The sequence below is a fragment of the Pseudomonas fluorescens genome (assembly GCF_030344995.1).
Taxonomy (GTDB): Bacteria; Pseudomonadota; Gammaproteobacteria; order Pseudomonadales; family Pseudomonadaceae; genus Aquipseudomonas; species Aquipseudomonas fluorescens_BF.
Map to the genome: position 1 here is coordinate 5,449,656 of NZ_CP128260.1, position 26,213 is coordinate 5,475,868.

At 59.2% G+C, this 26,213-nt stretch carries 19 protein-coding genes; 4 read left to right on the plus strand and 15 right to left on the minus strand.

The window, feature by feature from the left end:
- Positions 1-5: 5 nt before the first annotated feature.
- From QR290_RS24425 to rplM, 5 genes are all read right to left on the minus strand, one after another.
- Positions 6-788: a cytochrome c1 gene (locus QR290_RS24425; RefSeq protein ID WP_085610967.1), complete on the minus strand. Its 783-nt coding sequence runs from the start codon at positions 786-788 to the stop codon at positions 6-8.
- Positions 788-1,999: a cytochrome b gene (locus tag QR290_RS24430; protein ID WP_007956792.1), complete on the minus strand. Its 1,212-nt coding sequence runs from the start codon at positions 1,997-1,999 to the stop codon at positions 788-790. Before QR290_RS24430 ends, QR290_RS24425 begins: the two co-directional genes overlap by 1 nt.
- Positions 1,999-2,592, minus strand: coding sequence for a ubiquinol-cytochrome c reductase iron-sulfur subunit (petA, locus tag QR290_RS24435; protein ID WP_007917031.1), 594 nt, complete (start codon positions 2,590-2,592; stop codon positions 1,999-2,001). The genes QR290_RS24430 and petA overlap by 1 nt, the downstream gene beginning before the upstream one ends.
- A gap of 268 nt (positions 2,593-2,860) precedes the next feature.
- Positions 2,861-3,253 carry a 30S ribosomal protein S9 gene (gene rpsI, locus QR290_RS24440; protein WP_007956794.1) on the minus strand — a complete coding sequence of 131 codons (393 nt, stop codon included), beginning with the start codon at positions 3,251-3,253 and terminating at the stop codon, positions 2,861-2,863.
- A gap of 14 nt (positions 3,254-3,267) precedes the next feature.
- Entirely contained in the window at positions 3,268-3,696 is a 429-nt protein-coding gene (rplM, locus tag QR290_RS24445) for a 50S ribosomal protein L13 (RefSeq protein ID WP_003228062.1), read from the minus strand.
- A 244-nt stretch (positions 3,697-3,940) separates the two neighbouring features.
- On the opposite strand from rplM, the gene QR290_RS24450 reads away from it, so the two are divergent.
- Positions 3,941-4,981, plus strand: a complete 1,041-nt coding sequence (locus QR290_RS24450; RefSeq protein WP_289203783.1) for an NADP(H)-dependent aldo-keto reductase — start codon at positions 3,941-3,943, stop codon at positions 4,979-4,981.
- A gap of 104 nt (positions 4,982-5,085) precedes the next feature.
- Here QR290_RS24450 and QR290_RS24455 read toward each other — a convergent pair whose 3' ends face one another.
- Positions 5,086-6,222, minus strand: a complete 1,137-nt coding sequence (locus QR290_RS24455) for an acyl-CoA dehydrogenase family protein (RefSeq protein WP_207983896.1) — start codon at positions 6,220-6,222, stop codon at positions 5,086-5,088.
- A gap of 246 nt (positions 6,223-6,468) precedes the next feature.
- On the opposite strand from QR290_RS24455, the gene QR290_RS24460 reads away from it, so the two are divergent.
- On the plus strand, positions 6,469-7,365 hold the full coding sequence (locus QR290_RS24460) for a GlxA family transcriptional regulator (RefSeq protein WP_205350896.1): 897 nt from the start codon (positions 6,469-6,471) through the stop codon (positions 7,363-7,365).
- Positions 7,366-7,427: 62 nt separating this feature from the next.
- Here the strand turns inward: QR290_RS24460 and zapE are convergent, their stop codons facing one another.
- The 3 genes from zapE to QR290_RS24475 form a co-directional block, all read right to left on the minus strand.
- Positions 7,428-8,522: a cell division protein ZapE gene (zapE, locus tag QR290_RS24465; protein WP_085606932.1), complete on the minus strand. Its 1,095-nt coding sequence runs from the start codon at positions 8,520-8,522 to the stop codon at positions 7,428-7,430.
- 90 nt (positions 8,523-8,612) lie between these two features.
- The gene (locus tag QR290_RS24470) at positions 8,613-9,968 is read right to left on the minus strand and encodes a tryptophan--tRNA ligase (protein WP_007956800.1); all 1,356 of its coding nucleotides are present in this window, start codon (positions 9,966-9,968) and stop codon (positions 8,613-8,615) included.
- Positions 9,969-9,992: 24 nt separating this feature from the next.
- The gene (locus tag QR290_RS24475; RefSeq protein WP_115079998.1) at positions 9,993-10,622 is read right to left on the minus strand and encodes an alpha/beta hydrolase; all 630 of its coding nucleotides are present in this window, start codon (positions 10,620-10,622) and stop codon (positions 9,993-9,995) included.
- Positions 10,623-10,766: 144 nt separating this feature from the next.
- On the opposite strand from QR290_RS24475, the gene QR290_RS24480 reads away from it, so the two are divergent.
- Positions 10,767-11,201: a YhcB family protein gene (locus tag QR290_RS24480; RefSeq protein WP_039766275.1), complete on the plus strand. Its 435-nt coding sequence runs from the start codon at positions 10,767-10,769 to the stop codon at positions 11,199-11,201.
- Positions 11,202-11,268: 67 nt separating this feature from the next.
- Here the strand turns inward: QR290_RS24480 and QR290_RS24485 are convergent, their stop codons facing one another.
- Both QR290_RS24485 and QR290_RS24490 read right to left on the minus strand, forming a co-directional pair.
- Complete coding sequence (locus QR290_RS24485) at positions 11,269-12,000, minus strand: OmpA family lipoprotein (RefSeq protein WP_007956806.1); 732 nt, start codon at positions 11,998-12,000, stop codon at positions 11,269-11,271.
- A 114-nt stretch (positions 12,001-12,114) separates the two neighbouring features.
- The gene (locus QR290_RS24490; protein WP_260520949.1) at positions 12,115-12,759 is read right to left on the minus strand and encodes an MBL fold metallo-hydrolase; all 645 of its coding nucleotides are present in this window, start codon (positions 12,757-12,759) and stop codon (positions 12,115-12,117) included.
- A 203-nt stretch (positions 12,760-12,962) separates the two neighbouring features.
- Here QR290_RS24490 and QR290_RS24495 point away from each other — a divergent pair, with 203 nt between their 5' ends.
- The gene (locus QR290_RS24495; RefSeq protein ID WP_289203784.1) at positions 12,963-17,879 is read left to right on the plus strand and encodes a M10 family metallopeptidase C-terminal domain-containing protein; all 4,917 of its coding nucleotides are present in this window, start codon (positions 12,963-12,965) and stop codon (positions 17,877-17,879) included.
- Positions 17,880-17,969: 90 nt separating this feature from the next.
- Here the strand turns inward: QR290_RS24495 and QR290_RS24500 are convergent, their stop codons facing one another.
- The 4 genes from QR290_RS24500 to QR290_RS24515 all read right to left on the minus strand — a co-directional run bounded on the left by QR290_RS24500 (position 17,970) and on the right by QR290_RS24515 (position 26,193).
- Positions 17,970-20,705 carry a LuxR C-terminal-related transcriptional regulator gene (locus QR290_RS24500; RefSeq protein ID WP_289203785.1) on the minus strand — a complete coding sequence of 912 codons (2,736 nt, stop codon included), beginning with the start codon at positions 20,703-20,705 and terminating at the stop codon, positions 17,970-17,972.
- Positions 20,706-20,892: 187 nt separating this feature from the next.
- A complete protein-coding gene (locus tag QR290_RS24505) occupies positions 20,893-22,257 on the minus strand; it encodes a DUF1329 domain-containing protein (RefSeq protein WP_115079167.1) in 1,365 nt (454 codons plus the stop codon).
- A gap of 27 nt (positions 22,258-22,284) precedes the next feature.
- Positions 22,285-24,174 carry a DUF1302 domain-containing protein gene (locus tag QR290_RS24510; RefSeq protein WP_289203786.1) on the minus strand — a complete coding sequence of 630 codons (1,890 nt, stop codon included), beginning with the start codon at positions 24,172-24,174 and terminating at the stop codon, positions 22,285-22,287.
- A gap of 336 nt (positions 24,175-24,510) precedes the next feature.
- Complete coding sequence (locus QR290_RS24515) at positions 24,511-26,193, minus strand: fatty acid--CoA ligase (RefSeq protein ID WP_085606947.1); 1,683 nt, start codon at positions 26,191-26,193, stop codon at positions 24,511-24,513.
- Between the last annotated feature and the right edge of the window lie 20 nt (positions 26,194-26,213).

Genomic DNA, 26,213 nt, shown 5'->3' on the forward strand with positions numbered 1-26,213 from the left:
GCGTATCAGTGCACGTCTTTCCAGTATTCACGCTTGAGCAGGTAGGCGAACACAAAGAAGAACGCCAGGTACAGCAAGACGTAAGTACCGATGCGCTGATGTTGCAGCTTAACCGGGTTAGCCGAGTAAGCCAGGAAGGTTACCAGATTCTTGACCTTCTCATCGAACTGCTCTTCGTTGAGGGTTCCGGTTTTCGGCACGATGGTCAGTTGATCGCACGCTTCATGAGTCAGAGGCGTACCGGTCAGCGGGTCATATTGCTTCTTGCCGTCTTCGACGATCTGTACCTGTTTGCAACCCACGACCTGACGACCTTGCAGGCCGACCAGCACGTTAGGCATGCCGACGTTCGGGAAGACCTTGTTGTTCACGCCCCATGGACGCGCAGGATCTTCGTAGAACGACCTCAGATAACCGTAAAGCCAGTCGGTGCCGCGAACACGAGCCACCAGCGTCAGGTCAGGCGGCGCTGCGCCGAACCAGGTCTTGGCGTCGGCCGGCTGCATGCCGATGTTCATGTGATCGCCGATCTTGGCACCGGTGAACACCAGCTTTTCCAGCATCAGTTCGTGCGGAACGCCAAGGTCATCGGCCACACGCTCGTAACGCTGGAACTTGGCACTGTGGCAACCCATGCAATAGTTGGCGAAGGTACGCGCGCCATCCTGCAGGGCAGCCTTGTCGGAAACGTCGATATCGACCTTTTCCAGTTCCGGACCACCGTGTTCGGCCGCGAAAGACAGCACTGGCAGAGCAGCAAAAATCAGAGCAAAAAATAACTTTTTCATCAGCCAGTCACCCTTTCCGGAACCGGTTTGGTCTTCTCGAGCCTGGTGTAGAACGGCATCAGAATGAAGTAGGCGAAGTACAGGAAGGTGCAGACCTGCGACAGCAGCGTGCGGCCTGGCGTCGGGGCCAGAACGCCCAGAATGCCGAGGATCACGAACGAAATGCAGAACACCACGAGCCAGATCTTGCTCATCCAGCCTTTATAGCGCATCGACTTGACCGGGCTGCGGTCGAGCCACGGCAGGACGAACAGCACCGCAATTGCCGCCCCCATCGCGATAACGCCCATGAGCTTGTCAGGGACCGCACGCAAGATTGCGTAGAACGGTGTGAAGTACCAGACCGGTGCAATGTGCTCAGGCGTCTTGAACGGGTTGGCTTGCTCGAAGTTAGGTTTTTCGAGGAAGTAACCGCCCATTTCCGGGAAGAAGAACACAATGAAACAGAAGATAAACAGGAACACCACGACGCCGACGATATCTTTCACGGTGTAGTACGGGTGGAAGGCGATGCCGTCCAGCGGGATACCGTTTTCGTCTTTGTGCTTCTTGATGTCCACGCCGTCCGGGTTATTCGAACCGACTTCGTGCAGTGCCAGGATGTGCAGCACCACCAGACCGAGAATCACGATCGGCAGTGCAACCACGTGCAGGGCGAAGAAGCGGTTCAGGGTGATCCCGGAAATCAGGTAGTCACCACGGATCCACTGGGTCAGGTCGTTGCCGATGACCGGGATCGCGCCGAACAGCGAGATGATCACCTGGGCACCCCAGTAGGACATCTGGCCCCACGGCAGCAGGTAACCCATGAAGGCTTCGGCCATCAGCGCCAGATAAATCAGCATGCCGAAGACCCACACCAGCTCACGCGGTTTCTGGTACGAACCGTAGAGCAGGCCACGGAACATGTGCAGATAGACCACGATGAAGAACGCCGAAGCGCCGGTGGAGTGCAGCAAACGCAGGATCGAACCGTACTCGACGTCGCGCATGATGTATTCGACGGAAGCGAACGCTTCTTCCGCCGACGGGGTGTAGCTCATGGTCAGCCAGACACCGGTGACGATCTGGTTGACCAGAACGAGCAGCGCCAGCGAGCCGAAGAAGTAGAAGAAGTTGAAGTTTTTTGGAGCGTAATACTTGCTGAGATGGTCTTCCCACATTTTGGTGGCGGGGAAGCGTGCATCAACCCAATCCATGAACTTGCTCATCACGCTTTCTCCGTATCGACGCCAATGACAATCAGGTCATCGGTCTCATAGGAATGCGGGGGTACTGGCAGGTTCAAAGGCGCAGGTTGCGACTTGTAGACGCGGCCAGCCAGATCGTAGTGGGAACCGTGGCAAGGGCAGAAATAGCCGCCTACCCAGTCCTTGCCCAGATCCGCGGGTGCCACTTCGGGACGGAAGGTCGGTGAGCAACCCAGGTGAGTGCAGATCCCGATCAGCAGGAGAATTTCCGGCTTGATCGAACGCACTTCAGGGTCGACATAAGTGGGTTGCGTGGAGTTTTTGGAGGTCGGATCGGAGAGCTGGCCCTCGATCTTCTTGAGATTCCCCAGGATTTCCTCGGTACGGCGGACAATGAACACCGGCTGGCCGCGCCATTCAGCAATCATCTGCTGCCCTGGCTCGATTTTGCTGACATTCACTTTCACCGGTGCTCCGGCAGCCTTCGCCTTGGCACTGGGAAACCATGACCCCACGAACGGGACCGCAGCCCCCACCGCTCCTGCAGCACCCACCACGGATGTGGCTGCTACCAAGAAGCGACGCCGGCCTGCATTCACGCCGTCATTGCTCATTCAGTCCTCTCCCATCAGCTTTGTGGCCTGTTAAATCAGGCGTCTACTAAATTGAAACTATGTACTTATAAAAATTTTGCCGAATGGTAATGAAAACCCCCAATTCTGACAAGGTAATTACCCGGAGGGCTGGCCCTCAAGCCTTGTAGTATAGGGGGTCTACGAATGTGGCAAGTTGTCACAGCGCAATTATTCAAGAAATCGCACGCATAAAAAAACGCCCGGTTCCGTGAGGAATCGGGCGTTCTTTTTGAACGTGGAAGCGAAATTAACGCTTCGAGTACTGCGGACGCTTACGCGCTTTACGCAGACCAACTTTCTTACGTTCAACTTCACGGGCGTCGCGAGTAACGAAGCCAGCTTTGCGCAGAGCGCTACGCAGGGTTTCGTCGTAGTCCATCAGAGCGCGAGTGATGCCGTGGCGGATTGCGCCAGCCTGACCACTTACACCACCACCGATGACGGTGACGTAGATGTCGAACTTCTCGACAGTCTCAGTCAGTTCCAGCGGCTGACGAACTACCATGCGGGCAGTTTCGCGACCGAAGAACGTGTCCAGGGAGCGGTTGTTGATGGAGATGTTACCAGTACCCGGACGCAGGAAAACGCGTGCGGTTGCGGTCTTGCGACGGCCAGTGCCGTAATTTTGAGTCGCCGACATAATGAACTATTCCGTTAAATCTTCAGTTCTTGGGGCTGCTGAGCAGTATGAGGGTGTGCAGCGCCCGCATAGACTTTCAGCTTACGGTACATGTCGCGACCCAGTGGGTTTTTAGGCAGCATGCCTTTAACCGCGGTCTCGATCACGCGCTCAGGGGCCTTGGCGATCAGCTTTTCAAAGTTGATCGACTTGATGCCGCCCGGGAAACCGGAGTGGGAGTAGTACATTTTGTCAGTGGTTTTAGCACCGGTAACACGGATCTGCTCGGCGTTGATTACGACGATGTAGTCGCCGGTGTCAACGTGAGGAGTGTACTCAGGCTTGTGCTTGCCACGCAGACGGCTCGCGATTTCGGTGGCCAGACGACCCAGGGTCTGACCAGCAGCGTCGACGACAAACCAGTCGCGCTTTACTGTTTCCGGTTTAGCAGTAAAAGTTTTCATTCTTTATAGCCTCAGGGGCCGCCTGTAAATAAGACGGCGGATCTTACTGAATAGTGCGTACTTTGACAAGTCAAAGGCAGCCGGATACAGACGCTTTCGGGGGCTCGGGTCGGCGCGTCCGTTCAACGGCAAGATTCTTCGGCGGCGGCGCATCACTTCCACTGCAGAAAGAGGTCGGCAATTATGCAGATTGCGAAAAAAATTTCAACCTGCTTTTATGCTTGTTTTGCCCAAGGAGCACCCGATGGACTATCGCCAGCTAGGCCGTACCGACCTGAACGTGAGTGCAATCTGCCTCGGCACCATGACCTGGGGCGAGCAAAACACTGAAGCTGAAGCCTTCGCCCAGATTGAACGGGCAAAAGAGGCCGGGATCAATTTCCTCGACACCGCCGAGATGTACCCGGTACCGCCGAAAGCCGAAACCTACGCCACCACCGAGCGCTACATCGGCAATTACTTCAAGAGCCGCGGCGACCGCGCCGACTGGATCCTCGCCAGCAAGATCGCCGGCCCCGGCAACACCATCGACTACATCCGCGACAAGAACCTGCGCCACAACCGCCAGCACATCACCGAAGCCGTGGACGCCAGCCTCAAGCGCCTGCAGACCGACTACATCGACTTGTATCAATTGCACTGGCCGGAGCGCAGCACCAACTTTTTCGGACAGCTGGGCTACAAGCACCAGACCGAAGCCAACCTGACGCCGCTCGAAGACACCCTTGAAGCGCTCGATGAGCAAGTGAAGGCGGGCAAGATCCGCCACATCGGCCTGTCCAACGAAACGCCGTGGGGCACCATGCGCTTTCTCGCCCTGGCCGAAGCCCGTGGCTGGCCGCGCGCCGTGTCGATCCAGAACCCGTACAACCTGCTCAACCGCAGTTTCGAGATCGGCCTGGCGGAAATCGCCATCCGCGAGCAATGCGGCCTGCTCGCCTATTCGCCGCTGGCGTTCGGTTTCCTGTCGGGCAAGTACGAAGGCGGGGCGCGTCCGCCGAAAGGCCGCCTGAGCCTCTACAGCCGCTTCAGCCGCTATTTCAACTCGCAATCGGAGGCGGCGTGCAGCCGTTACGTCGCACTGGCCCGTGAACACGGCCTGGATCCGGCACAAATGGCCCTGGCGTTTGTGAATCAGCAACCATTCGTCACCAGCAACATCATCGGGGCGACGACGCTGGAGCAACTGGACAGCAACATCGCCAGCTACGAGCTGAAACTGTCGAGGGAAGTGCTGGAAGGAATCGAAGCGATTCACAAGGATCATCCGAACCCGGCACCGTGATCAGCCGCTAAAAGCTTCGCGAGCAGGCTCGCTCCCACAGTTACAGCGTGATCCTTGTGGGAGCGAGCCTGCTCGCGAAGGGGCCAGTCAACTCACTGCAAAACTCAAAGCGACCGCGCAATGATCTCCTTCATGATTTCATTGGTGCCGGCATAGATCCGCTGCACCCTTGCATCCGCCCAGGCCCGGGCCACCGGGTATTCCCACATGAAACCGTAGCCGCCATGCAGTTGCACGCACTCGTCGAGCACCTTGCATTGCAGGTCGGTGCCCCAATACTTGGCCATCGCCGCCGTCGGCACATCAAGCTTGCCCTGCAGGTGCAACTCCAGGCAGCGATCGACGAACACCCGGCCGATCTGAATCTCGGTGGCCATTTCCGCCAGTTTGAAGCGGGTATTCTGGAAGTCGGCAATCGATTTGCCGAACGCCTTGCGGTCGCGGGTGTAATCCAGCGTCCACTGCAGCGCCGCCTCGGCTGAAGCCAGACCGCCAATCGCCACGGTCAGACGCTCCTGCGGCAGTTCCTGCATCAGATAGGCAAACCCCGCCCCGGCCTGACCCAACAGGTTTTCCTTCGGCACGCGCACGTCCTGAAAGAACAATTCCGACGTGTCCTGAGCCTTCATTCCGACCTTCTCCAGGCGCTTGCCCTTGTCGAAGCCCGGCGTATTCGCCTCCACCAGAAACAGGCTGGTGCCCTTGGCGCCGGCCTTGGGATCGGTCTTGGCGACGACGATCACCAGATCCGCCAGAAAGCCATTGGTGATAAAGGTTTTCGAACCGTTGATCACATATTCGTCGCCATCCAGCACCGCCGTGGTCTTGACCCCTTGCAGGTCGGAACCGGCGCCCGGTTCGGTCATGGCGATCGCGGTCACCATCTCGCCAGACACCAGTTTCGGCAGGTACTTCTGCTTCAGCGCCTCGCTGCCGTAATGCAGGATGTACGGCGCGACAATGTCCGAATGCAGCGAGAAACCAATGCCGGTCAGACCCAGCCGCCCTACTTCTTCGATCACGACTGCGCTGTAAAGAAAGTCCGCCCCCAACCCGCCGTATTCCTCTGGCAGGTGCGAGCAAAGCATCCCCGCCTCCCCCGCCTTGTTCCACAGTTTGCGGTCGATGTAGCCTTGCTTTTCCCATTGCCCATGGAACGGCACGGCCTCTTTTTCGAGGAATGTTCGTACGCTGTCGCGGAACAATTCGTGCTCGGAGCTGAACAAGGTTCTGGGAATCATGCGGCACCTTTTCTTTATTGTTGGAGGGATCAGACCTTCAGAGACTAAGCCTCGCTTCCGATACAGGACACTGGACACATCCGACAAAAAATAAGACGATCCAGCCGTCTGGTGACCACTTTCCCTTATAAAAACAAAAGTTGAATTATGTCCAAGCAAGTCTCCACGCCCTTGCGGCGCGTCAGCATCCTGGCGATCGACCGGGTTTTCGCTTCCACCCTCATGCAAGCCAAGGATTTCTTCCATCTGGCCAGCCTGCGTTACGGCAAACAACTGGGCCACGGCCTGACTCCGGCGTTCGAAACCCGCCTGGTCAGCCCCGACGGCAAACCGGTGAACAGCTTCAGTGACGTGGTCATGCCGGTGGACGGCGGTCTGGAAAACGCCGACGTCATCATCCTCCCGGCCTTCTGGGACGATTTCGATACGCTGTGCCAACGTTATCCACAGATCCTGCCGTGGCTGCGCGAGCAGCACGCCCGGGGCGCCGTGCTCTGCGGCGAGGCCACCGGGGTGTTCTGGCTGGCCGAGGCCGGATTGCTCAACGGCAAGGAAGCGACCACCTACTGGCGCTTCTTCAATGCCTTCGCCGAGCGATTCCCCAAGGTCTATCTCAATCAGGACAAACACCTGACCGACGCCGACAACCTGTACTGTGCCGGCGGTACCACCTCCGCCTGCGATCTCTACATTTACCTGATCGAGCGCTTCTGCGGCGCCAATGTGGCCCAGGCGGTGGCCCGCGACATTCTCTATGAAGTGCAGCGCAGCTACGCCCCGGGCCGCATCGGTTTCGGGGGCCAGAAGCTGCACCAGGACGTGATCATCCTGCAGATCCAGCACTGGCTCGAAGAGCATTTCGCCGACAAGTTCCGCTTCGAAGACGTGGCGCGCGAGCACGGCATGAGCATCCGCAACTTCATGCGTCGCTTCCAGACCGCAACCGGTGACAAGCCGCTGCACTACCTGCAACGGCTGCGTATCGAGACTGCCAAAGGCCTGCTCTCCGGCAGCCGCAAGAGCATCAAGACCATCAGCTACGAAGTCGGCTACGACGATGCGAGCTTCTTCGCACGGCTGTTCCGCCAGCACACCGAACTGTCGCCAAACCAGTACCGACAGCAGTTCCAGCAAGCGGCCTGACGATTCGACCAGACACAAAAAAGGGCCTGCATCTGCAGGCCCTTTTTGTTTGCCGAATCCGCTTAAGGCTTGTGCGCCCGGGACAGGAATTCGTGGGATTGCATCTCCAGCAGACGGCTGAGGGTACGCTGGAACTCGAACGTCAGGCGTCCGCCGGTGTACAGGTCTTTCAACTCGACTTCGGCAGAAATGATCAGTTTGACGTTACGGTCGTAGAACTCGTCGACCATGTTGATGAAGCGTCGGGCGATGTCGTCGGTGGTGACGCTCATCTGCTCCACGCCACTGAGCAGCACGGCGTGGAAGATCTTGCCCAGCTCGATGTAGTCGTTCTGGCTGCGCGGGCCGTCGCACAGTTCGCGGAAGTCGAACCAGGCCACGTCATCGCAAGTACGCAGGGCACGGATTTCGCGGTTTTCGATGATCAGCACATCGTTTTCCACCGCCGCCGTGCATTCCGGCGTCAGCGCGCGGAAGCTCTTGCGCAGGCTTTCGTGAGCGGCTTCGTCGAGCGGGAAGTGGAACAACTCCGCTTGTTCGAGGTGGCGCAGACGGTAGTCGACGCCGCTGTCGACGTTGACAATCTCGGTGTTCTGCTTGATCAGCGCGATGGCCGGCAGAAAACGCGCGCGTTGCAGGCCGTCCTTGTACAGGCCGTCCGGCACGATGTTCGACGTGGCGACCAGGGTCACACCGTTCTTGAACAGCTCTTCCATCAGCGTGCCGAGGATCATGGCGTCGGTGATGTCGGAGACGAAGAATTCATCGAAGCAGATGACCCGAGATTCAGTCGCGAAGCGCTTGGCGATGATGGTCAGCGGATTTTTCTCGCCGCCGAGGGTTTTCATCTCTTCGTGCACACGCTTCATGAAGCGATGGAAGTGAGTGCGGGTCTTTTCCTTGAATGGCAGGGCTTCGAAGAAGGTGTCCACCAGGTAAGTCTTGCCGCGACCCACGCCGCCCCAGAAATACAGACCCTTGACCGGCGTCTGATCCTTTTTGCCAAACAGCTTGCCCAGCAAACCCGGCTTGTTCTGCTCGGCCGCGATCAGATCGTCGTACAGGCGTTGCAGATGACGCACAGCAGTTTCCTGCGCGGCGTCATGGAAAAAGTCCGGGCGTTTCAGATCAGCTTGATATCGTTCTAGGGGCGTCATAATTCGTTAGCAAGGCAACAAAAACGGGCCGTCACTGTAGCGATGGCCCGTGGGAATGGCAATCGGCCCTTGGTCGGGCCGGGCCGTTGATTATTCCTGAACCGGTGTCAGAGCGATCCGCAGGGCCTCGACGGCCGCATCCCGAGCAGCCACGTCGGCGAACGCCGGGCTGTCGCCGACACACTCGCCTTCCAGCCAGACGCTGAAGCTCAGGTCTTCGCTGCGCACATCCAGCGCCTGACCCGATTGCAGTTGCTTGGTCACCTGACCGGCGGTTTTTCCGTCGGCGAAGTTGCGCGACAGCAGCAATTGCTCGCCGTCGGCCGCCAGCAGACGGAAACGGAAGCTGCCGTCGTCTTCACGGAAGCTGACGAAACGTGCGGCTTTCGCGGCTTTCTTCTTGGTGGTCGCAGCCACCTGAACCTGATTGACGAAGGAGCGCAGGCCGACCGCTTCGCGCAACTCATTGAGGAACGGCGTCGCCACCGCACGGGCCTTCTTGGCGCCGTGTTGCAGGATGTCTTCCAGATCTGCCGGACGTTCGATCAACTGGTGATAACGCTCGCGGGATTCGCCCAGCTCGTTGTCGAGCAATTGGAACAGACGGTTCTTCGCCTCGCCCCAGCCCAGACCGCCTAGCAGTTCGCTGCGGAACTCGTCGGCCTGCGCCGGCGTGGAGAAGGCCTGGAACAGGGTGAACAGGTGCGAGTTGTCCGGATCTTTCGCTTCGCCCGGCGCGCGGGAGTCGGTAACGATGCGCGAAATCGCGTCCTTCATTTCCTTGGCGCTGGAGAACAGCGGAATGGTGTTGTCGTAGCTTTTGGACATCTTGCGACCGTCCAGACCCGGCAACGTGGCCACGCTTTCCTCGATCAGCGCTTCGGGCATGGTGAAGAACTCTTTGCCCTGGCCGAACAGGTGGTTGAAGCGCTGACCAATGTCGCGGGCCATTTCTACGTGCTGGATCTGGTCGCGACCGACCGGCACCTTGTGTGCGTTGAACATCAGAATGTCCGCCGCCATCAGCACCGGATAGCTGTACAAGCCCATGGTGATGCCGGCATCCGGGTCTTCGCCGGTCTCGACGTTCTTGTCCACCGAAGCCTTGTAGGCGTGGGCGCGGTTGAGCAGGCCCTTGGCGGCGACGCAGGTCAGCAGCCAGGTCAGCTCAGGGATTTCCGGGATGTCGGACTGACGATAGAAGGTCACGCGATCCACATCCAGGCCACCGGCCAGCCAGGTCGCGGCGATTTCCAGACGCGAGCGCTGGATGCGCAGCGGGTCATCGCACTTGATCAGGGCGTGATAGTCGGCCAGGAAGTAGAACGAATCGGCATTGCTGTCGCGGCTGGCGAGAATCGCCGGGCGGATGGCGCCGGCGTAGTTGCCCAGGTGCGGGGTGCCGGTGGTGGTGATGCCGGTGAGGATGCGGGTACGGTTCGTCATGGGTAATCGCTTGTCAGACTGCAATCAATTCGAGAGACGCGGCAGGATCAGATCCTTGAGATCGGTCAGCTTGCCATGAAAAAAGTGTCCGCATTCTGCCACTTTCAGCAGCTCATGGGGGCGCTGGAGTTTGTCGGACCATTCGTAGACCAACTGCGGATCGATCACTTCGTCGGTTTCCGGCTGGATCACGGTCAGTTCGCCCTGCTGCGGCAGTTGATCCTGATCGCCCAGACGCATCACCGCCGGCGCAACCATGAACAGGTGCTTGAGCGTAATGCCTTGGGCTTCGAGACGACCGCCGAGACTTGCCGCAACAAATCCACCGAAGGAGAAACCGAACAGGGTCAGTGGCAGACCCGGGTGTTTGTCCAGCAGCCAGGCGGCGGCGGCCTGGGCGTCATCGACTTCACCGGTGCCCATGTCATGGGAGCCTTCGCTGGCACCCACGCCCCGATAGTTGAAGCGCAAGGTGATAAGACCCGCGTCGCGCGCGGTGCGCTGCAGGGTCGAGACGACCTTGTTGAGCATGGTGCCGCCCTGCACCGGGTTCGGGTGGCAGATCAGCGCGATGCCGCGTGGCTGCTCGTTGTCCAGATACAAAGACTCAAGTTGCCCCACCGGGCCATCAATCACTACAGGGGTTTCACGCATCAGCAAGGAAGGAACTCCGTGACCTCGAATCGGGTCGACTCGTCTAGCAAATTGTCTGTGCCAGTCTATTGCGAGTGAATCGCGGTATACAGCGCAGGTTCGAGCCGTTAACGTAAAGCAAAGCCGTTTATAGAGGAAGGACTCGTGGAACACTCGCTCTTAGTTTGGTTGTTACCGACTCTTGCCCTGGTTGTGGGTGTCGCCATTGGTTTCCTGATCGCTCGCGTTGCGCCGAACGCCGCACCCAGCCGCACGCAGCGTCAACTGGATGATATTCAGGAACGTTTCGACAGTTATCAGAACGAAGTGGTGACCCACTTCAACAGCACCGCCAATCTGGTCAAGAAACTGACCCAGAGCTATCAGGAAGTGCAGGATCACCTCGCCGAGGGCGCCAACCGCCTGGCCCTGGACGAGCAGACTCGTCAACGCCTGCTGGCTTCGTTGCACTCCGAGGCCGCACAGGCTCCACGGGAACGCCTGACGCCACCACGGGATCAGGAACCGCCGCGTGACTACGCGCCGAAGACCCCGAACTCGCCGGGCATGCTCGACGAGCATTACGGCCTGAAGAAGTAATCAGCCTTCGCGCCAACAAAAAGCCCCCGGACAATCACTTGTCCGGGGGCTTTTTTGTAGCTGACGGTTACGGGTATTGCTGAACCGTGCCCGGCTGTTGCTGGCCACCGTACTGCTGGCCCGGGATCGCCTTGAGGTTGACCTCGACGCGGCGGTTCTGCGCCCGGCCGTTGACGTCACCGTTGCTGGCGATCGGATTATCCGGACCGGCACCGCGGGCGCTCAGGTTGGCACCGCTGACACCTTGCGAAGTCAGGTAGGTCGCCACGCTCTGCGCACGACGCTGGGACAGGTCCATGTTGTGCTGACGACTGCCGGTGCTGTCGGTGTAGCCAACGATTTCGATCTGGTTCTGGTTGAACTCCTTCAGGGAGTTGGCCAGATTATTCAGCGGCTGATAGAAGCTGGAAGCGATGTTCGCCGAATCGGTGGCGAAAGTGATGTTGCCCGGCATGATCAGCTTGATCTGATCGCCCTGACGCTGCACTTCAACCCCGGTGTTGGCCATGCTGGCGCGCAGTTTTTTCTCCTGCTGGTCGGCGTAGTAGCCGTAACCGGCGGCCGAGGCACCGACGACGGCTGCGCCGATCAGCGCACCCTTGCCGCGGTTGTTGTGGTCGATGGCGGCACCGGCCAGCGCGCCGGCCAGCGCACCGAGGCCACCGTACTTGGCGGTTTTGCTCATGCCCTGGGAGCCACCGTCGGCCTGACCCTGATTGTCATACGGGTTGGGCGAGGCGCAGCCGGACAAGACGGCCACGGCAGTAGCGACAATAATCAAACGACGCGTGGTGAACATGGAGTGCTCCTACATTTTGCATTCTGTGGTGCAGCGGCCATTGGCAATTGGCCCGTGCGGGCGTTGGATCATGACAATGCACAAAAATTCCGCCGGGCACCCGTGACAAAATGTTTAGGCACGCACAAACGGGTTCTCGCGCATTTCATCCCCCAGACGCGTATCCGGACCATGCCCGGCCACAACGGTCGCGTCTTCATCCAGGGTGTACAGCCGCTGCTTGATCGATCGCACGATGGTCGCCTGATCGCCGCCCCACAAATCCGTGCGCCCTACTCCGCGACGAAACAGCGTGTCGCCGGCAATCAACAGCTTAGCCTCGGAAAACCAGAAGCTCATGGAACCTGGCGTATGACCCGGTGTGTGCAACGCCACGCCACAGCCGCAGGCCAGCTCTTCGTCGTCGCTCAGCCAGCGATCCGGCGACGGCACCGGGGTGTAGGGCACACCGAACATCTGGCACTGCATTTCGAGGTTGTCCCAGAGAAACTGGTCTTCCTTGTGCAGATGCAAGGTGGCGCCGGTCTTCTCCTTCATCTGCCCGGAAGCCAGGAAGTGATCGAGGTGTGCGTGCGTGTGAATGATGCTGACCACTTTCAGGCCCAACGCATCGAGGCGGGCCATGATCAGGTCAGGATTGCCGCCCGGATCGACAACGATGGCTTTTTTGGTGATCGGGTCGCCGATGATCGTGCAGTTGCACTGAAGGGGGCCGACGGGGAAGGTTTCTCGGATAAGCACGGGGCTGGAAACGGACATAGAGATCCTGGACAAACGGCAAGTGGGCTTGCTTCAGGATTCTACTTCACATGCCGATATAGATCGCCCGGTCAGTAATTTGACGCCACTAATCAGAAAGATAGTGGCCCAATGATGTCAAATGTATTGTTTCTGGTGCAAAATCGCATTTTTTTGTAGCGGTCGCATCCAGGAAGGGCCGCAGCGCACCCAGGAAATCCCGCATGCCAACGCCCAAGACGTATTCATTAAGCCTCCCTGCGTCACTGACCGGCAACGCCACGGTCGACAGTATTATTTCCGGAACATACTGGTTTGGCTCCAACTGGAAGCCGCTCGGGCCGACCAATCTCAGCTATAGCTTCATGGCGCCCGGCACTTCTTATTTCGTTATCAACTACAGCCCTGACAACGAATACGATGCACTGTATGAACTGACACAAGGTCAAAAGACAGCAGCGATCAACGCACTTAACACGTGGAGTGCTGTCGCCAATCTGAATTTCACCTTGACCAGCGATACCCTGAACAACGTCGGTGACTTGCGCTTCGGTGGTTATCGCTTGATGGATGACAAAACCGCTGCCTGGGCCTACTTTCCGGCCAACAACCCTGCTGGCGGTGACGTATGGATAGGTCCGCAGACAAATGACCCCAATCCATCCAAAGGCACTTATGACTTCATGACGTTTGTGCATGAAATCGGTCATGCCCTGGGCCTCAAACACCCATTCGATTTCAGTGCAACCAACAACACGCTGCTGGATCCCTCACTGGACGATGTTCATTTCACGGTGATGAGTTACAACAGTAACTATTCCTACCAGCCCACCACTCCCATGGTGCTCGATATCGTCGCGATTCAGAGCCTGTACGGCGTCAACATGCTTTGGCAGACCGGCGACAATATGTACAAATGGGATGCAAACCAATCGATCTTCGAGACCATTTGGGATGCAGGCGGTAACGACACCATCGATGCAAGCAACCAGCTGGCAGCGGTCAGCATCGACCTGAATGAAGGGGCCTACAGCCAGATTGGCAAGTCGTTCACCAATCTGAACAACCAGACCGCCATCAATAACGGGCTCGCCATCGCCTATGGAGCCAAGATTGAAAACGCCATCGGGTCGCAGTTCAACGACTCGCTGGTCGGTAATGCGCTCAACAATTCGCTCTATGGTGGTGCCGGGGCCGATACGATGGATGGCGGCGATGGTAGCGATATCTATTACGTTGACAACATCGGTGACGTTGTCACCGAAACAAGTACTTCGCTCAGCGATACCGATTGGGTTTTCTCCAGCGTCGATTTTACGTTGGGCGCCAACATCGAGAACCTGACGCTGACAGACTCAGGCAATCTCAACGGTACCGGCAACGAGCTGAATAACATTCTGACTGGTAACGCCGGCAACAACATTCTCACCGGCAATGCCGGCAATGACTTCCTCGACGGCAAGGCCGGCGCTGACACCATGATCGGTGGTGATGGCAGCGACACCTACTATGTCGACAACGTCGGCGATGTGGTGATCGAGACCAGTACCTCGCTCACCGATCTCGATCGGGTCTATACCTTCATCGACTACACCCTCACCGCCAACCTGGAAAACATCCTGCTCAGCGGCAACGGCAACATCAACGGCACCGGCAACGAGCTGAACAACCGCATGACCGGCAACGCCGGCAACAATGTCTTCGACGGCAAGGGTGGCGCCGATACCATGATCGGCAACGGCGGCAGCGACACTTATTACGTCGATAACGTCGGCGATCAGGTCATCGAACTCGAAGCCTCGCTCACCGATGTTGACCAAGTTTTCTCGTCCATTGACTACACCCTTGGCACCAATGTCGAGAACCTGACCCTGCTGGGCAGCGCCAACCTCAATGGCAACGGCAACGAACTGAACAACGTTCTGACCGGTAACGCTGGCAACAACATTCTCACCGGCAATGCCGGCAACGACTTCCTCGATGGCAAGGCCGGTGCAGACGTCATGATCGGTGGCGATGGCAGTGATACCTACTACGTCGACAACGTCGGCGATATGGTGATCGAAACCGGTACCTCGCTCACCGATCTCGACCGGGTGTTCACCTTCATCGACTACACCCTGGGCAGCAACCTGGAGAACATCCTGCTCAGCGGCAACGGCAACATCAACGGCACCGGCAACGAGCTGAACAACCGCATGACCGGCAACGCCGGCAACAACGTCTTCGACGGCAAGGGCGGCGCCGACATCATGATCGGCAACGGCGGCAGCGACACTTACTACGTCGACAACGTCGGCGATCAGGTCATCGAACTCGAAGCCTCGCTCACCGATGTCGATCAGGTGTTCTCGTCCATTGACTACACCCTTGGCACCAATGTCGAGAACCTGACCCTGCTGGGCAGCGCCAACCTCAATGGCAACGGCAATGAGCTGAACAATGTGCTGACCGGCAACGCCGGCAACAACTTCCTCGATGGCAAGGCCGGCGCTGACACCATGATCGGCGGTGATGGCAGCGACACCTACTATGTCGACAACGTCGGCGATGTGGTGATCGAGACCAGTACCTCGCTCACCGATCTCGATCGGGTCTATACCTCCATCGACTACACCCTGGGCGCCAACCTGGAGAACATCCTGCTCAGCGGCAACGGCAACATCAACGGCACCGGCAACGAGCTGAACAACCGCATGACCGGCAACGCCGGCAACAATGTCTTCGACGGCAAGGGTGGCGCCGATACCATGATCGGCAACGGCGGCAGCGACACTTACTACGTCGATAACGTCGGCGATCAGGTCATCGAACTCGAAGCCTCGCTCACCGATGTTGACCAAGTGTTCTCGTCCATTGACTATAACCTTGGCACCAATGTCGAGAACCTGACCCTGCTGGGCAGCGCCAACCTCAACGGTACCGGCAACGAACTGAACAACGTTCTGACCGGTAACGCTGGCAACAACATTCTCACCGGCAATGCCGGCAATGACTTCCTCGATGGCAAGGCCGGCGCCGACACCATGATCGGCGGTGATGGCAGCGACACCTACTACGTCGACAACGTCGGCGATGTGGTGATCGAGACCAGTACCTCGCTCACCGATCTCGACCGGGTGTTCACCTTCATCGACTACACCCTGGGCGCCAACCTGGAGAACATCCTGCTCAGCGGCAACAGCAACATCAACGGCACCGGCAACGAGCTGAACAACCGCATGACCGGCAACGCCGGCAACAACGTCTTCGACGGCAAGGGCGGCGCCGACATCATGATCGGCAACGGCGGCAGCGACACTTACTACGTCGACAACGTCGGCGATCAGGTCATCGAACTCGAAGCCTCGCTCACCGATGTCGATCAGGTGTTCTCGTCCATTGACTACACCCTTGGCACCAATGTCGAGAACCTGACCCTGCTGGGCAGCGCCAACCTCAATGGCAACGGCAATGAGCTGAACAATGTGCTGATCGGCAACGCCGGCAACAACTTCCTCGATGGCAAGGCCGGCGCTGACACCATGATCGGCGGTGATGGCAGCGACACCTACTATGTCGACAACGTCGGCGATGTGGTGATCGAGACCAGTACCTCGCTCACCGATCTCGATCGGGTCTATACCTCCATCGACTACACCCTGGGCGCCAACCTGGAGAACATCCTGCTCAGCGGCAACGGCAACATCAACGGCACCGGCAACGAGCTGAACAACCGCATGACCGGCAACGCCGGCAACAATGTCTTCGACGGCAAGGGTGGCGCCGATACCATGATCGGCAACGGCGGCAGCGACACTTACTACGTCGATAACGTCGGCGATCAGGTCATCGAACTCGAAGCCTCGCTCACCGATGTTGACCAAGTGTTCTCGTCCATTGACTATAACCTTGGCACCAATGTCGAGAACCTGACCCTGCTGGGCAGCGCCAACCTCAACGGTACCGGCAACGAACTGAACAACGTTCTGACCGGTAACGCTGGCAACAACATTCTCACCGGCAATGCCGGCAATGACTTCCTCGATGGCAAGGCCGGCGCCGACACCATGATCGGCGGTGATGGCAGCGACACCTACTACGTCGACAACGTCGGCGATGTGGTGATCGAGACCAGTACCTCGCTCACCGATCTCGACCGGGTGTTCACCTTCATCGACTACACCCTGGGCGCCAACCTGGAGAACATCCTGCTCAGCGGCAACAGCAACATCAACGGCACCGGCAACGAGCTGAACAACCGCATGACCGGCAACGCCGGCAACAACGTCTTCGACGGCAAGGGCGGCGCCGACATCATGATCGGCAACGGCGGCAGCGACACTTACTACGTCGACAACGTCGGCGATCAGGTCATCGAACTCGAAGCCTCGCTCACCGATGTCGATCAGGTGTTCTCCTCCATCGATTACACCCTGGCCACCAACGTCGAGAACCTGACCCTGCTGGGCAGCGCCAACCTCAATGGCAACGGCAATGAGCTGAACAATGTGCTGACCGGCAACGCCGGCAACAACTTCCTCGATGGCAAGGCCGGCGCTGACACCATGATCGGCGGTGATGGCAGCGACACCTACTACGTCGACAACGTCGGCGATGTGGTGATCGAGACCAGTAACTCGCTCACCGATCTCGATCGGGTCTTTACCTCCATCGACTACACGCTGGGTGCCAACCTGGAGAACATAATTCTCACCGGTAATGCAAACATCAATGGTGTGGGCAATGAGCTGAACAATCGTATGACCGGCAATGTCGGTAATAATCAACTCAACGGCGGAGACGGCAACGACACACTGATTGGTGGATTCGGAGTAGACACCATGACAGGTGGCAATGGCGCAGACGTGTTTATGTACAGCACGTGGAGTGAAACGGGTGTGGGCAGCCTGCGTGACATCATCACCGATTTCAGCAGCCTGCAAGGCGACAAAATCGACTTGAAAATGTTCGATGCCAACTTGCAGCAAAGTGGCCTTAACAGTTTCTCTTTCATCGGAGCTGCCGAGTTCACCGGCGCGGGTCAACTGCGCTTCATCGATCACGTATTGTCGGGCAACGTAAGTGGCAATACCGGTGCGGATTTTGAGATCCAACTGGTAGGTGTGAACAGCTTCAGCGCCAACGACCTGGTAGCCTGACTCGATCTCCCTGGCCTGCCCGCAGGCCGGGCGCAGACAAAAAAAGCCCCGATTGATTCGGGGCTTTTTTTGTCCGGTTGGGGCTGCGCTCTACGTCAAGACGCCCATCGCCTTGGCCCGCGCAACTGCCTGGGTGCGCCGCTCGACGCCCAGCTTACTGTTGATATGGCTGGCATGGGTTTTCACCGTGTGCAGCGAGATGAACAGTTGCTCGCTGATTTCCTGATTCGAGCAACCTTGGGCAATCAACCGCAAGACAGCGAGCTCTCTGCTGCTGAGCTGTTCAGTGGCGGCAGACTCCACAGTGGAGCGAGCCGGCGCCTGCGGAAAGTGCTCCAGCAATTGCTGACCGACAGCTGTCGGTGCAGCCAGCGACAATTGCCCGCGCAACCAGTCCGCATGTTCCCTGACCAGCGCGTCGAAGGGTTGCAGGACACCGCCGGTAGCCGCTTCCAGCGCCTGACTCAACGCCTTTCGGGCTTCAGCTTCGCGCCCACCCGCCAACAGCAACGCCACTTTTTGCGTCAGCGCCATCACGCTGAGTAGCTGTCGTCCGGTTTGTTGGCCGTTTTCCAGCAGCGCGTTCAGCCGCCCTTCAGCGAGCATTGGGTGCCCCTGGATCATGTCCAGCAACGCCTGTTGCAGTTCGACGTGCAACGGCAACTGCGGATGAAACTCCGGTGGGGCTGCCGCGCGTTCACCGGTGTAGGTCTGGCCCAGCCGCGCCAGCCAGGCTTCAGCCAGATCAATGCGCCCTTGGGCCAGCCACAGTTCGCATTTGACCAGTGTGATCATCGCCAGGTAGTAGATTGGCGGCACGTCCCAGATATGCATCAGACGTTCGGCCTCAGCCAGCTCGGCGAAGGCCTTGGCAAAATCTCCATTGTTGCCGTCCAGACGGGCGATCACGCAGTGGCCTATCAAAACACTGATGTCACGACAGGCCCGCGCTTCCGTCAGGCCTGCCTGCAATCGCGCCCTTGCCGCCTGCGGCTGCAATCGCATGGCCAGCAGAAAACCCTCATACAGCGTCAGTCGCGCACGCACGGCGTACAAACGCTGTGCGGACAATCCGCGCAAGCGCTCCAGCCCTTGGCGCACCTCGTCGAGCGCGCGCAGAATCTCGCCGCGCGCCTGCAGGACGCGGGCACGATCATAATGCGCCAACGCCTCGAACAACGGATTGCCGACCCGCTGCGCCAGCTCAAGCGACTCGCGGTTCAGGCCCCGTGCGCGCCACAGATCACCGTCGGCGATCGCCAGGTTGGACAGGGTCGACAGGCACATCAGGCGTTGGCCGTAGCGTTTGGCCGGCAGGCTTTCCAGTGCCTCGCTGCAAAATTCGATGGTCTGCTCGCGATGGCCTCGCCCACGGGCGATGATGCCCTTGAGCGCCAGCCATTGGGCCAACATCGATTTCTGCGCGGTGGCAGAAGGCGCCGGCAGAAACCGGCTCAGATGACTGGCCAGCTCTTCGGCTGCGTCCAGCTGACAGGCCAGCCCCAATGCCCAGCTGTACAACACGATCAGGCGCGGGGTGCTGATCAGCAAACTGTCGGGCAAGTCCATTTTCCAGCGCAGCAGCATGCCGACGTTCTGTTCGGCCAGCAGTTGTTCCTCGGACAGGTTCTGTACCAGATTGGCCGCGACGTCCAGATGCCCTGCGCGCAGCGCCTGCTCGACAGCTTCATCCAGCAGGCCCTGGGCATTGAACCAGCGGCAGGCGCGAAGATGCAGCGTCGCGGCCGGCACCAGTGCCCGGGTGATAGGCCGGCTGCGCAACAGGTCGGAAAACAGGTGGTGATAACGGTACCAGTGCCCGTGCTCGTCCAGCGGTACCAGGAACACCTGATGCGCCAGCAGGAAACGCAGTATTTCGGCGCTGTCATGGGCTTCGCGCACCGCATCGCACAGCTCGCTGCAAAAGCGTTCCTGCGGTGCGGTGTCATAAAGAAACGCCTGAACCTCGGCGGGCAGGCAATCGATGACTTCTTCCAGCAGATATTCGCGGATCAGCCCTTCCCCGCCGTTCAAGGCTTGCGGCAGGGCCGATTCGGTGCCGGCTTCAGCAATCGCCAGCAGCCAGAAACGCAGCCCGGCCACCCAGCCTTCGCTGCGCTGGATCAGGTTTTCCAGCGCCTCGCCGCGCAGGGAACTGCTGTGACGATCGAGCAGTGCCAGGGCTTCATCGTGGGTCAGGCGCAGATCCTGTTCGTGCAGTTCCAGCAACTGGCGCGACAGGCGCAGACGGGCCAGGTGCCAGTCCGGGCGCTGCCGACTGGTGACCATGACCACCAGGCCGTCCGGTAAATGATTGAGGAAAAATTGCAGGCAACGGTCGAGTACCGGCCCCTGGGCAAGATGGTAATCGTCCAGTACTAACAGCAGCGGGGCCGTCGGTTGCAGATGCAGCGCCAGTTCATCCAGCAGGCCGTCGAGCCATTCTTCGAACGCAAACGGCTGATGGCGTTGACGCATTTTCAGCAGCCCCAGTGCCCGGCTACCCAATTGCGGAAAGTAATCCTGCAGGCCTTCGAGCAGTCGTTCGAGAAACCGCCCCGGATCGTTATCTCGCGGGCTCAGCCCCAGCCACAGGCTTTGCCAGTGCGCCGGCAGGCTCTGACAGAACTCCACCGCCAGCGAACTCTTGCCGAACCCGGCCGGGGCGCTGACCAGCAACAGGCGCCCTCCGAGTCCGGCGCTCAGGCGCTCGCACAAACGGGGTCGCAGCACGTAGCTATCCGGTAACGGCGGACGGAAAAAACGTCCGTCCAGTGCCGCGACGGCAACGCTTGCGGGACCCGGAAGTGGGGACAGATCAGTCATGGCCGGCTCTTGTTCGTATGGCTGTTGGCGGCGTAGCAGATGCCCGCAGACTAGCCTTAAACGGAGCGGTTATGAAGGTCGTTGCTACAAATGGCTACAAAAAGGCTACGGAAAAAGCGACAGACAAAAAAACGCCCCGAACCGGTCGGGGCGTTTTCACGAGGATGCGGCCTCGGTTTATAGCAGCTTAGCGAACACCATCCTGACGCAGGGCGGCTGGAGTGAAGTCGCTGGTGGTGGCGGTGAAACCGAAGTCATACGCCGACTTCTCTTCGTTCTTCATGCCCAGCGCCAGATAACGGCCCGATTGCAGATCGTAGAGGGTTTCCAGGGTATACCAAGGCACCTGCACGTTGTAGTAGTCCTGGGAGTGGGCTTCCGCCACGCGCCACAGTTGGTTGCGACCGTCGTAGTGATCGATCACCGCCGCTTGCCAGGTGTCTTCGTCGATGAAGAAGTCGCGCTTGGCATAGATGTGACGCTGACCTTCCTTCAGGGTCGCGGTCACGTGCCAGACGCGACGCAGTTCATAACGCGCCAGATCCTGGTTGATATGACCGGCCTTGATGATGTCGGCATACTTCAGCTTCGGATCGTCGAGCTTGTAGCTGTCGGAGGCGATGTACATCTCTTGCTTGCCGACCAGTTTCCAGTCGTAGCGGTCCGGTGCGCCGTTGAACATGTCCAGGTTGTCGGAAGTCCGCAGGCCGTCTGCCGCGGTACCCGGGCCGTCATACGACACTTGCGGTGCGCGACGTACACGACGCTGACCGGCGTTGTAGACCCACGCAGAACGCGGTTCCTTCACCTGGTCGAGGGTTTCGTGCACCAGCAGCACGCCACCGGCCAGACGTGCCGGCGCGGTCACTTTCTGCTTGAAGTAGAACAGGATGTTGCCCGGGTTCGCCGGATCGTAATCCTTCATCTTGTCGCGGAACACGAACTGGTCCTGGAAGTACACCAGGCTGAACGAGCCGTTCGGTTGCGGCGTGGCCTGGGTCACCAGACGGGTCACGCTGCCGCCGCGATAGCGGGTGATGTGGTTCCAGATGACTTCCACACCGCTTTTCGGAATCGGGAACGGCACGGCGGTATCGAAGTTTTCCAGGCCGTTGCCACCCGACACCAGAGTCGTGGTGGTGGCATTCTTCTTGATGGCGGCGAATACCTCATCCGGCACGGTGGCACCACGATGAGACGGATAGACCGGCATTTTGAAGGTGTCAGGGTAACGCTGGAACATCGCGTACTGACCCGGCGCAAGCTTGGCCTTGTACTGATCGACGTTCTGCTTGGTGATGGTAAAGAGCGGCTTTTCACTGGCGTACGGATCGGACAGGAAGCCTTTGCTGTCGACGGTGCCGGCATTTTTCGGCATCGGTTTCCAGGCAGGGATCGAGCCGTCGGCGTTGCCGGCCATTTCGGCGCCCATCGGGGTCAGGCTCTTGCCCAGCTTGTCCGCTTCGGCGGCAGGCACCGCCGCCATGACGCCGGTCGCCAGCAGCGACAGGCCCAGAACACCGGCGTGGAACAGACTTTTTGTTATTTTCATAAATTCGTTCGTCCTGAAATGCAGTGCTTAGAAGTTCACGCCGAGGCTGAGCGCCACGAAATCGCGGTCATCCACGGTGCTGTACTTGCCGTCGAAGAAGTTGGTGTAGGCCAGGCTCGCGGTGTAGGTGTTCTGGTACTCGGCATCGACACCCAGGCTGACAGCCTTGCGACCTTCCTCGAAGTTGCCGCCAGGGCCTGGCGAGTAGCCGCTGACGTCGTGGGACCAGGCCACGTTCGGCTTGAGGTTCACGCCGGCGAACACATCGTTGTATTCCCAGATCGCACGACCGCGATAACCCCAGGACATCGACGTGGTGAAACCGTCATTGTCGCAATTGCGGCTACGGTTGTTCTGCGGTGAGCCAGGTCCGGCGCCATTGATGGTGCCGTTGTTGAGGATGTTGACGCAGGTGTTGGTGGTACCGGTGGCTGGCAATTCGCCCGGGCCGAAGACCGGATCGCGGCCATAGCGCTTGTCGGACCGGCTCTCCAGGCCGCCCACGTAAGTCATGCCCACTTCACCCACCAGGGTCAGGCGGCTCGCGCCCATGACCTGATCGAAGAAGTGCGTGAAGGTAGTTTGCAGTTGAGTGATTTCCTTGCGCTCGTAGCCATGCAGATCCTGACCCGGCACGCCATTGAGCAGCGATGCGTTGGCGTAAGGGCCACCCAGCGGACGCACGCCGGCGAACAGGATGTCGGTGGAGTTCAGTTGCACCGGTGCATTCGGGCGATAGCTGATTTCACCACTCCACGCAGTACCGGTAGGCAGGGTGGTGGAGAAGCTCAGACCGTAGAGGCGGATGTCTTCAGGGTATTCGACGAAGTACTTCGAGTTGCCGGCGACCAACAGTGGCCCGAGCGCCTGAAACGGGCCTGGCAATGCGGCTACGGTGTTGTACACCGACTGCGGCGCACCGGTGGCACTGAAGATCGGCGCACGGCTGTGGTAATTCATGAAGTAGGCACCGAATTCGGTGTCCAGCGGTTCGAACATGTACTTGAGGGACGCGCCCCACTGGCCGCTGTCGCGCGCATCGCGATCGCCGCCGCGCGGTACCAGCACGCCTTCTTCATTGACGTTGACGCCGTTGGCAGCCAATGGCCCCAGGGCAATGGCCGGGATCTGCGAGCGTTTGTTCAGCACGCGCAGGTTGTCGGTGCAGCCGTCGGCAATGATGTCCGGCTGGGAGAAGAACGTGCCGCAGTTGTCGACGACAGTCTGATCCCACTCGAGCTGATAGAAGGCTTCGGCGGACAGGTTGTCGGTCAGGCTCTGGGACACGTAGAACATGTTGACCGGGATCAGGCCCTCCTTGATCTCGGCGCCCGGACGGCGGAATGCGGAGACGTCGATCGGGTTGATCGAGTTGATGCCGCCACCGATGAAGGTACTTTCACCCCAGCTCACCACCTGCTTGCCCAGACGCACGGAGCCTGGCTGATCGGCGACCGAATAGTTGTGGTAGACGAAGGCGTCGAGGATCTGACCGCCGGCGGACTTGGCGCCTTCCTTGCGGTTGTGGTCGCTGATGTCCTTGAACTCGCGGCTCTCGTCCTTCAGTTCGAAGTCGTACCAGTATTTGCCACGGACGAACACGCCGGTGTCGCCGTATTTCAGTTCGAGGTCATGGATGCCCTTGAAGATCTTCGAGAAGGTTTCGCCGCTCTTGAAGTTGGCATGGCCGTCGTCGGAAGTCTGGGACAGACCGTGACCGCCGTTGTTGACGCCGATGAGGTTCTTGTTCGGGCTCTGGGTGGACCAGCTGGCACCGATCGACAGGGAGGAGTCGAACTGGCCTTCGATTTCACCGACGTTGAAACTGACGCCGAATGCGGGCCCGGCGAGCGAAGAAGCAAGACTGACGGCCAGAGGCAGCTTTGCCCGGCGCCAGAACTGGTTTACTGAGGTCATCGACGCTACTCCATGTGCATTATTGTTATGGCAGTGAGTACTTTTAAAAACGCCTGAAGGACCGGGCGCCAGAGGCTTCCCGAAATCGCTTCAATGTTGCATCGCCCCGTTTGTGCGTTTGCCCCGTTCTTAAAAATCCTTGAGCGGACTATAGCCAGCAGGTGGTACTGCTTGATCCCTCTAAAGTGTGATTTGCAGCTGCCGGCCACTCTGGAACAGTCCTTTCGCCAGTCCGACACATGTCGGCACGGCAAGGATGGCTGAAAATTCCGATTTCACAAGCCAAGCGCTTGCTTGGTGGGTCTGGCGCGCCGTTTTCGGCGCGCCAGGGGACGCTCAGAGCGTGGAGAGGAAGGTGCTGTTGTTGGCCTGCCATTCGGTGATGTCGAGGCGGATGCGCTTCTTGTCGAGCTTGCCGACACTGGTCTTGGGAATTTCAGTAACAAGCGCGATCTGGCTCGGGATCGCCCACTTGCTCAAGTGCCCCAATTCAACGAATGGCTTGAGGTGTTCCTTGAGCTCGCGCGCCCCGATCGCGTGCCCTTCACGGACCACCAGCAAGGCAAACGGGCGCTCGCCCCACTGCGGATCGGCAATGCCCACCACTGCTACTTCACGTACCGCGACGTGGCGACTGATCAGGTCTTCAAGGTCCAGCGAAGAGATCCACTCGCCACCGGTCTTGATCACGTCCTTGATCCGGTCGCGGATGTCGATCACCCCCATGCTGTCGAGCGTGGCAACGTCGCCGGTGTGCAGCCAGCCACCGGCCCACAACTCGGCGCCCTTCTGCGGTTCATTGAAGTAACCCTCGGTCAGCCACGGTGCGCGCAGCACCAGTTCGCCCTGGGTCTCGCCGTCAGCCGGGAGGAAATTGCCCTCGGTGTCGACAATCGCCGCCTCGACCAATGGCCCCGGCACGCCGGCCTTGATCCGGTAGGTGGTGCGCTCGTCTTCGGTGCCCGCCATCAACTCGTCGTTCAAATGCGCGCACGAGACCAATGGCCCGGTTTCCGACATGCCATACGCGGCCGTCAGCTGAATGCCTTTGCTCTTGGCCGTTTCATACAGCGTGCGATTGAGCGCACTGCCGCCGATGACGATTTTCCACCCGCCGAAATCGGTGCCCTGCGCGCCTTTGGCGTTGAGCACCATCTGCAGGATGGTCGGCACGCAATGGGAGAACGTGACCTTTTCCTTGCGCCACAGCTCGACCAGGAACTCCGGATCGTAACGCCCCGGATAAACCTGCTTGAGCCCGAGCATGGTCGCTACATAAGGCAGGCCCCACGCATGCACATGGAACATCGGGGTGATCGGCATGTACACGTCGTTGGTGCCCAGCAGCCGCACGCTGTCGATGGCGCCCATGATGGTCGACACGCCCATGGTGTGCAGCACCAGTTGCCGATGGGTGAAGTACACGCCTTTCGGATTGCCGGTGGTGCCCGTGGTGTAGAACGTGGTCGCGACCGAGTTCTCGTCGAAATCCTGGAAGTCGTACTGCGGACTCGCGGCCGCCAGCAGTTGCTCGTACTCGCCCACCAGATTCGGCAGATCCGCAGTTTTTTCCGGCAGATCGGTCAGCAGCAGGGTTTTCTCCACCGTGGTCAGGTGCGGCGCGATGGCCTGGTACAGCCCGACGAACTCGCTGTTGACCAGCACGAAGCGGTCCTCGGCGTGGTTCATGGTGTAGAGAATCTGTTCCGGCGACAGGCGCACGTTGATCGTGTGAATCACCGCGCCGATCATCGGAATAGCAAACATGCACTCCAGGTAGCGATGGCTGTCCCAGTCCATCACCGCCACGGTGTCACCGGCCTTGACGCCGGCCGCCGTCAGCACGTTGGCCAGCCGCGCGACCCGCTCGATCAGGGTCGGGTAGCTGTAGCGCAACTGGTCACGGTAGATGATCTCGCGGGTTTTCTCGTAACGGGCGCCCGACATCAGCAGCCGTTTAATCAGCAGTGGATACTGGTACGCCCCTTCGGCGGGCGGAATAACGCGAGTCTGCAACATAAGAATCCCTTTTCTGACTG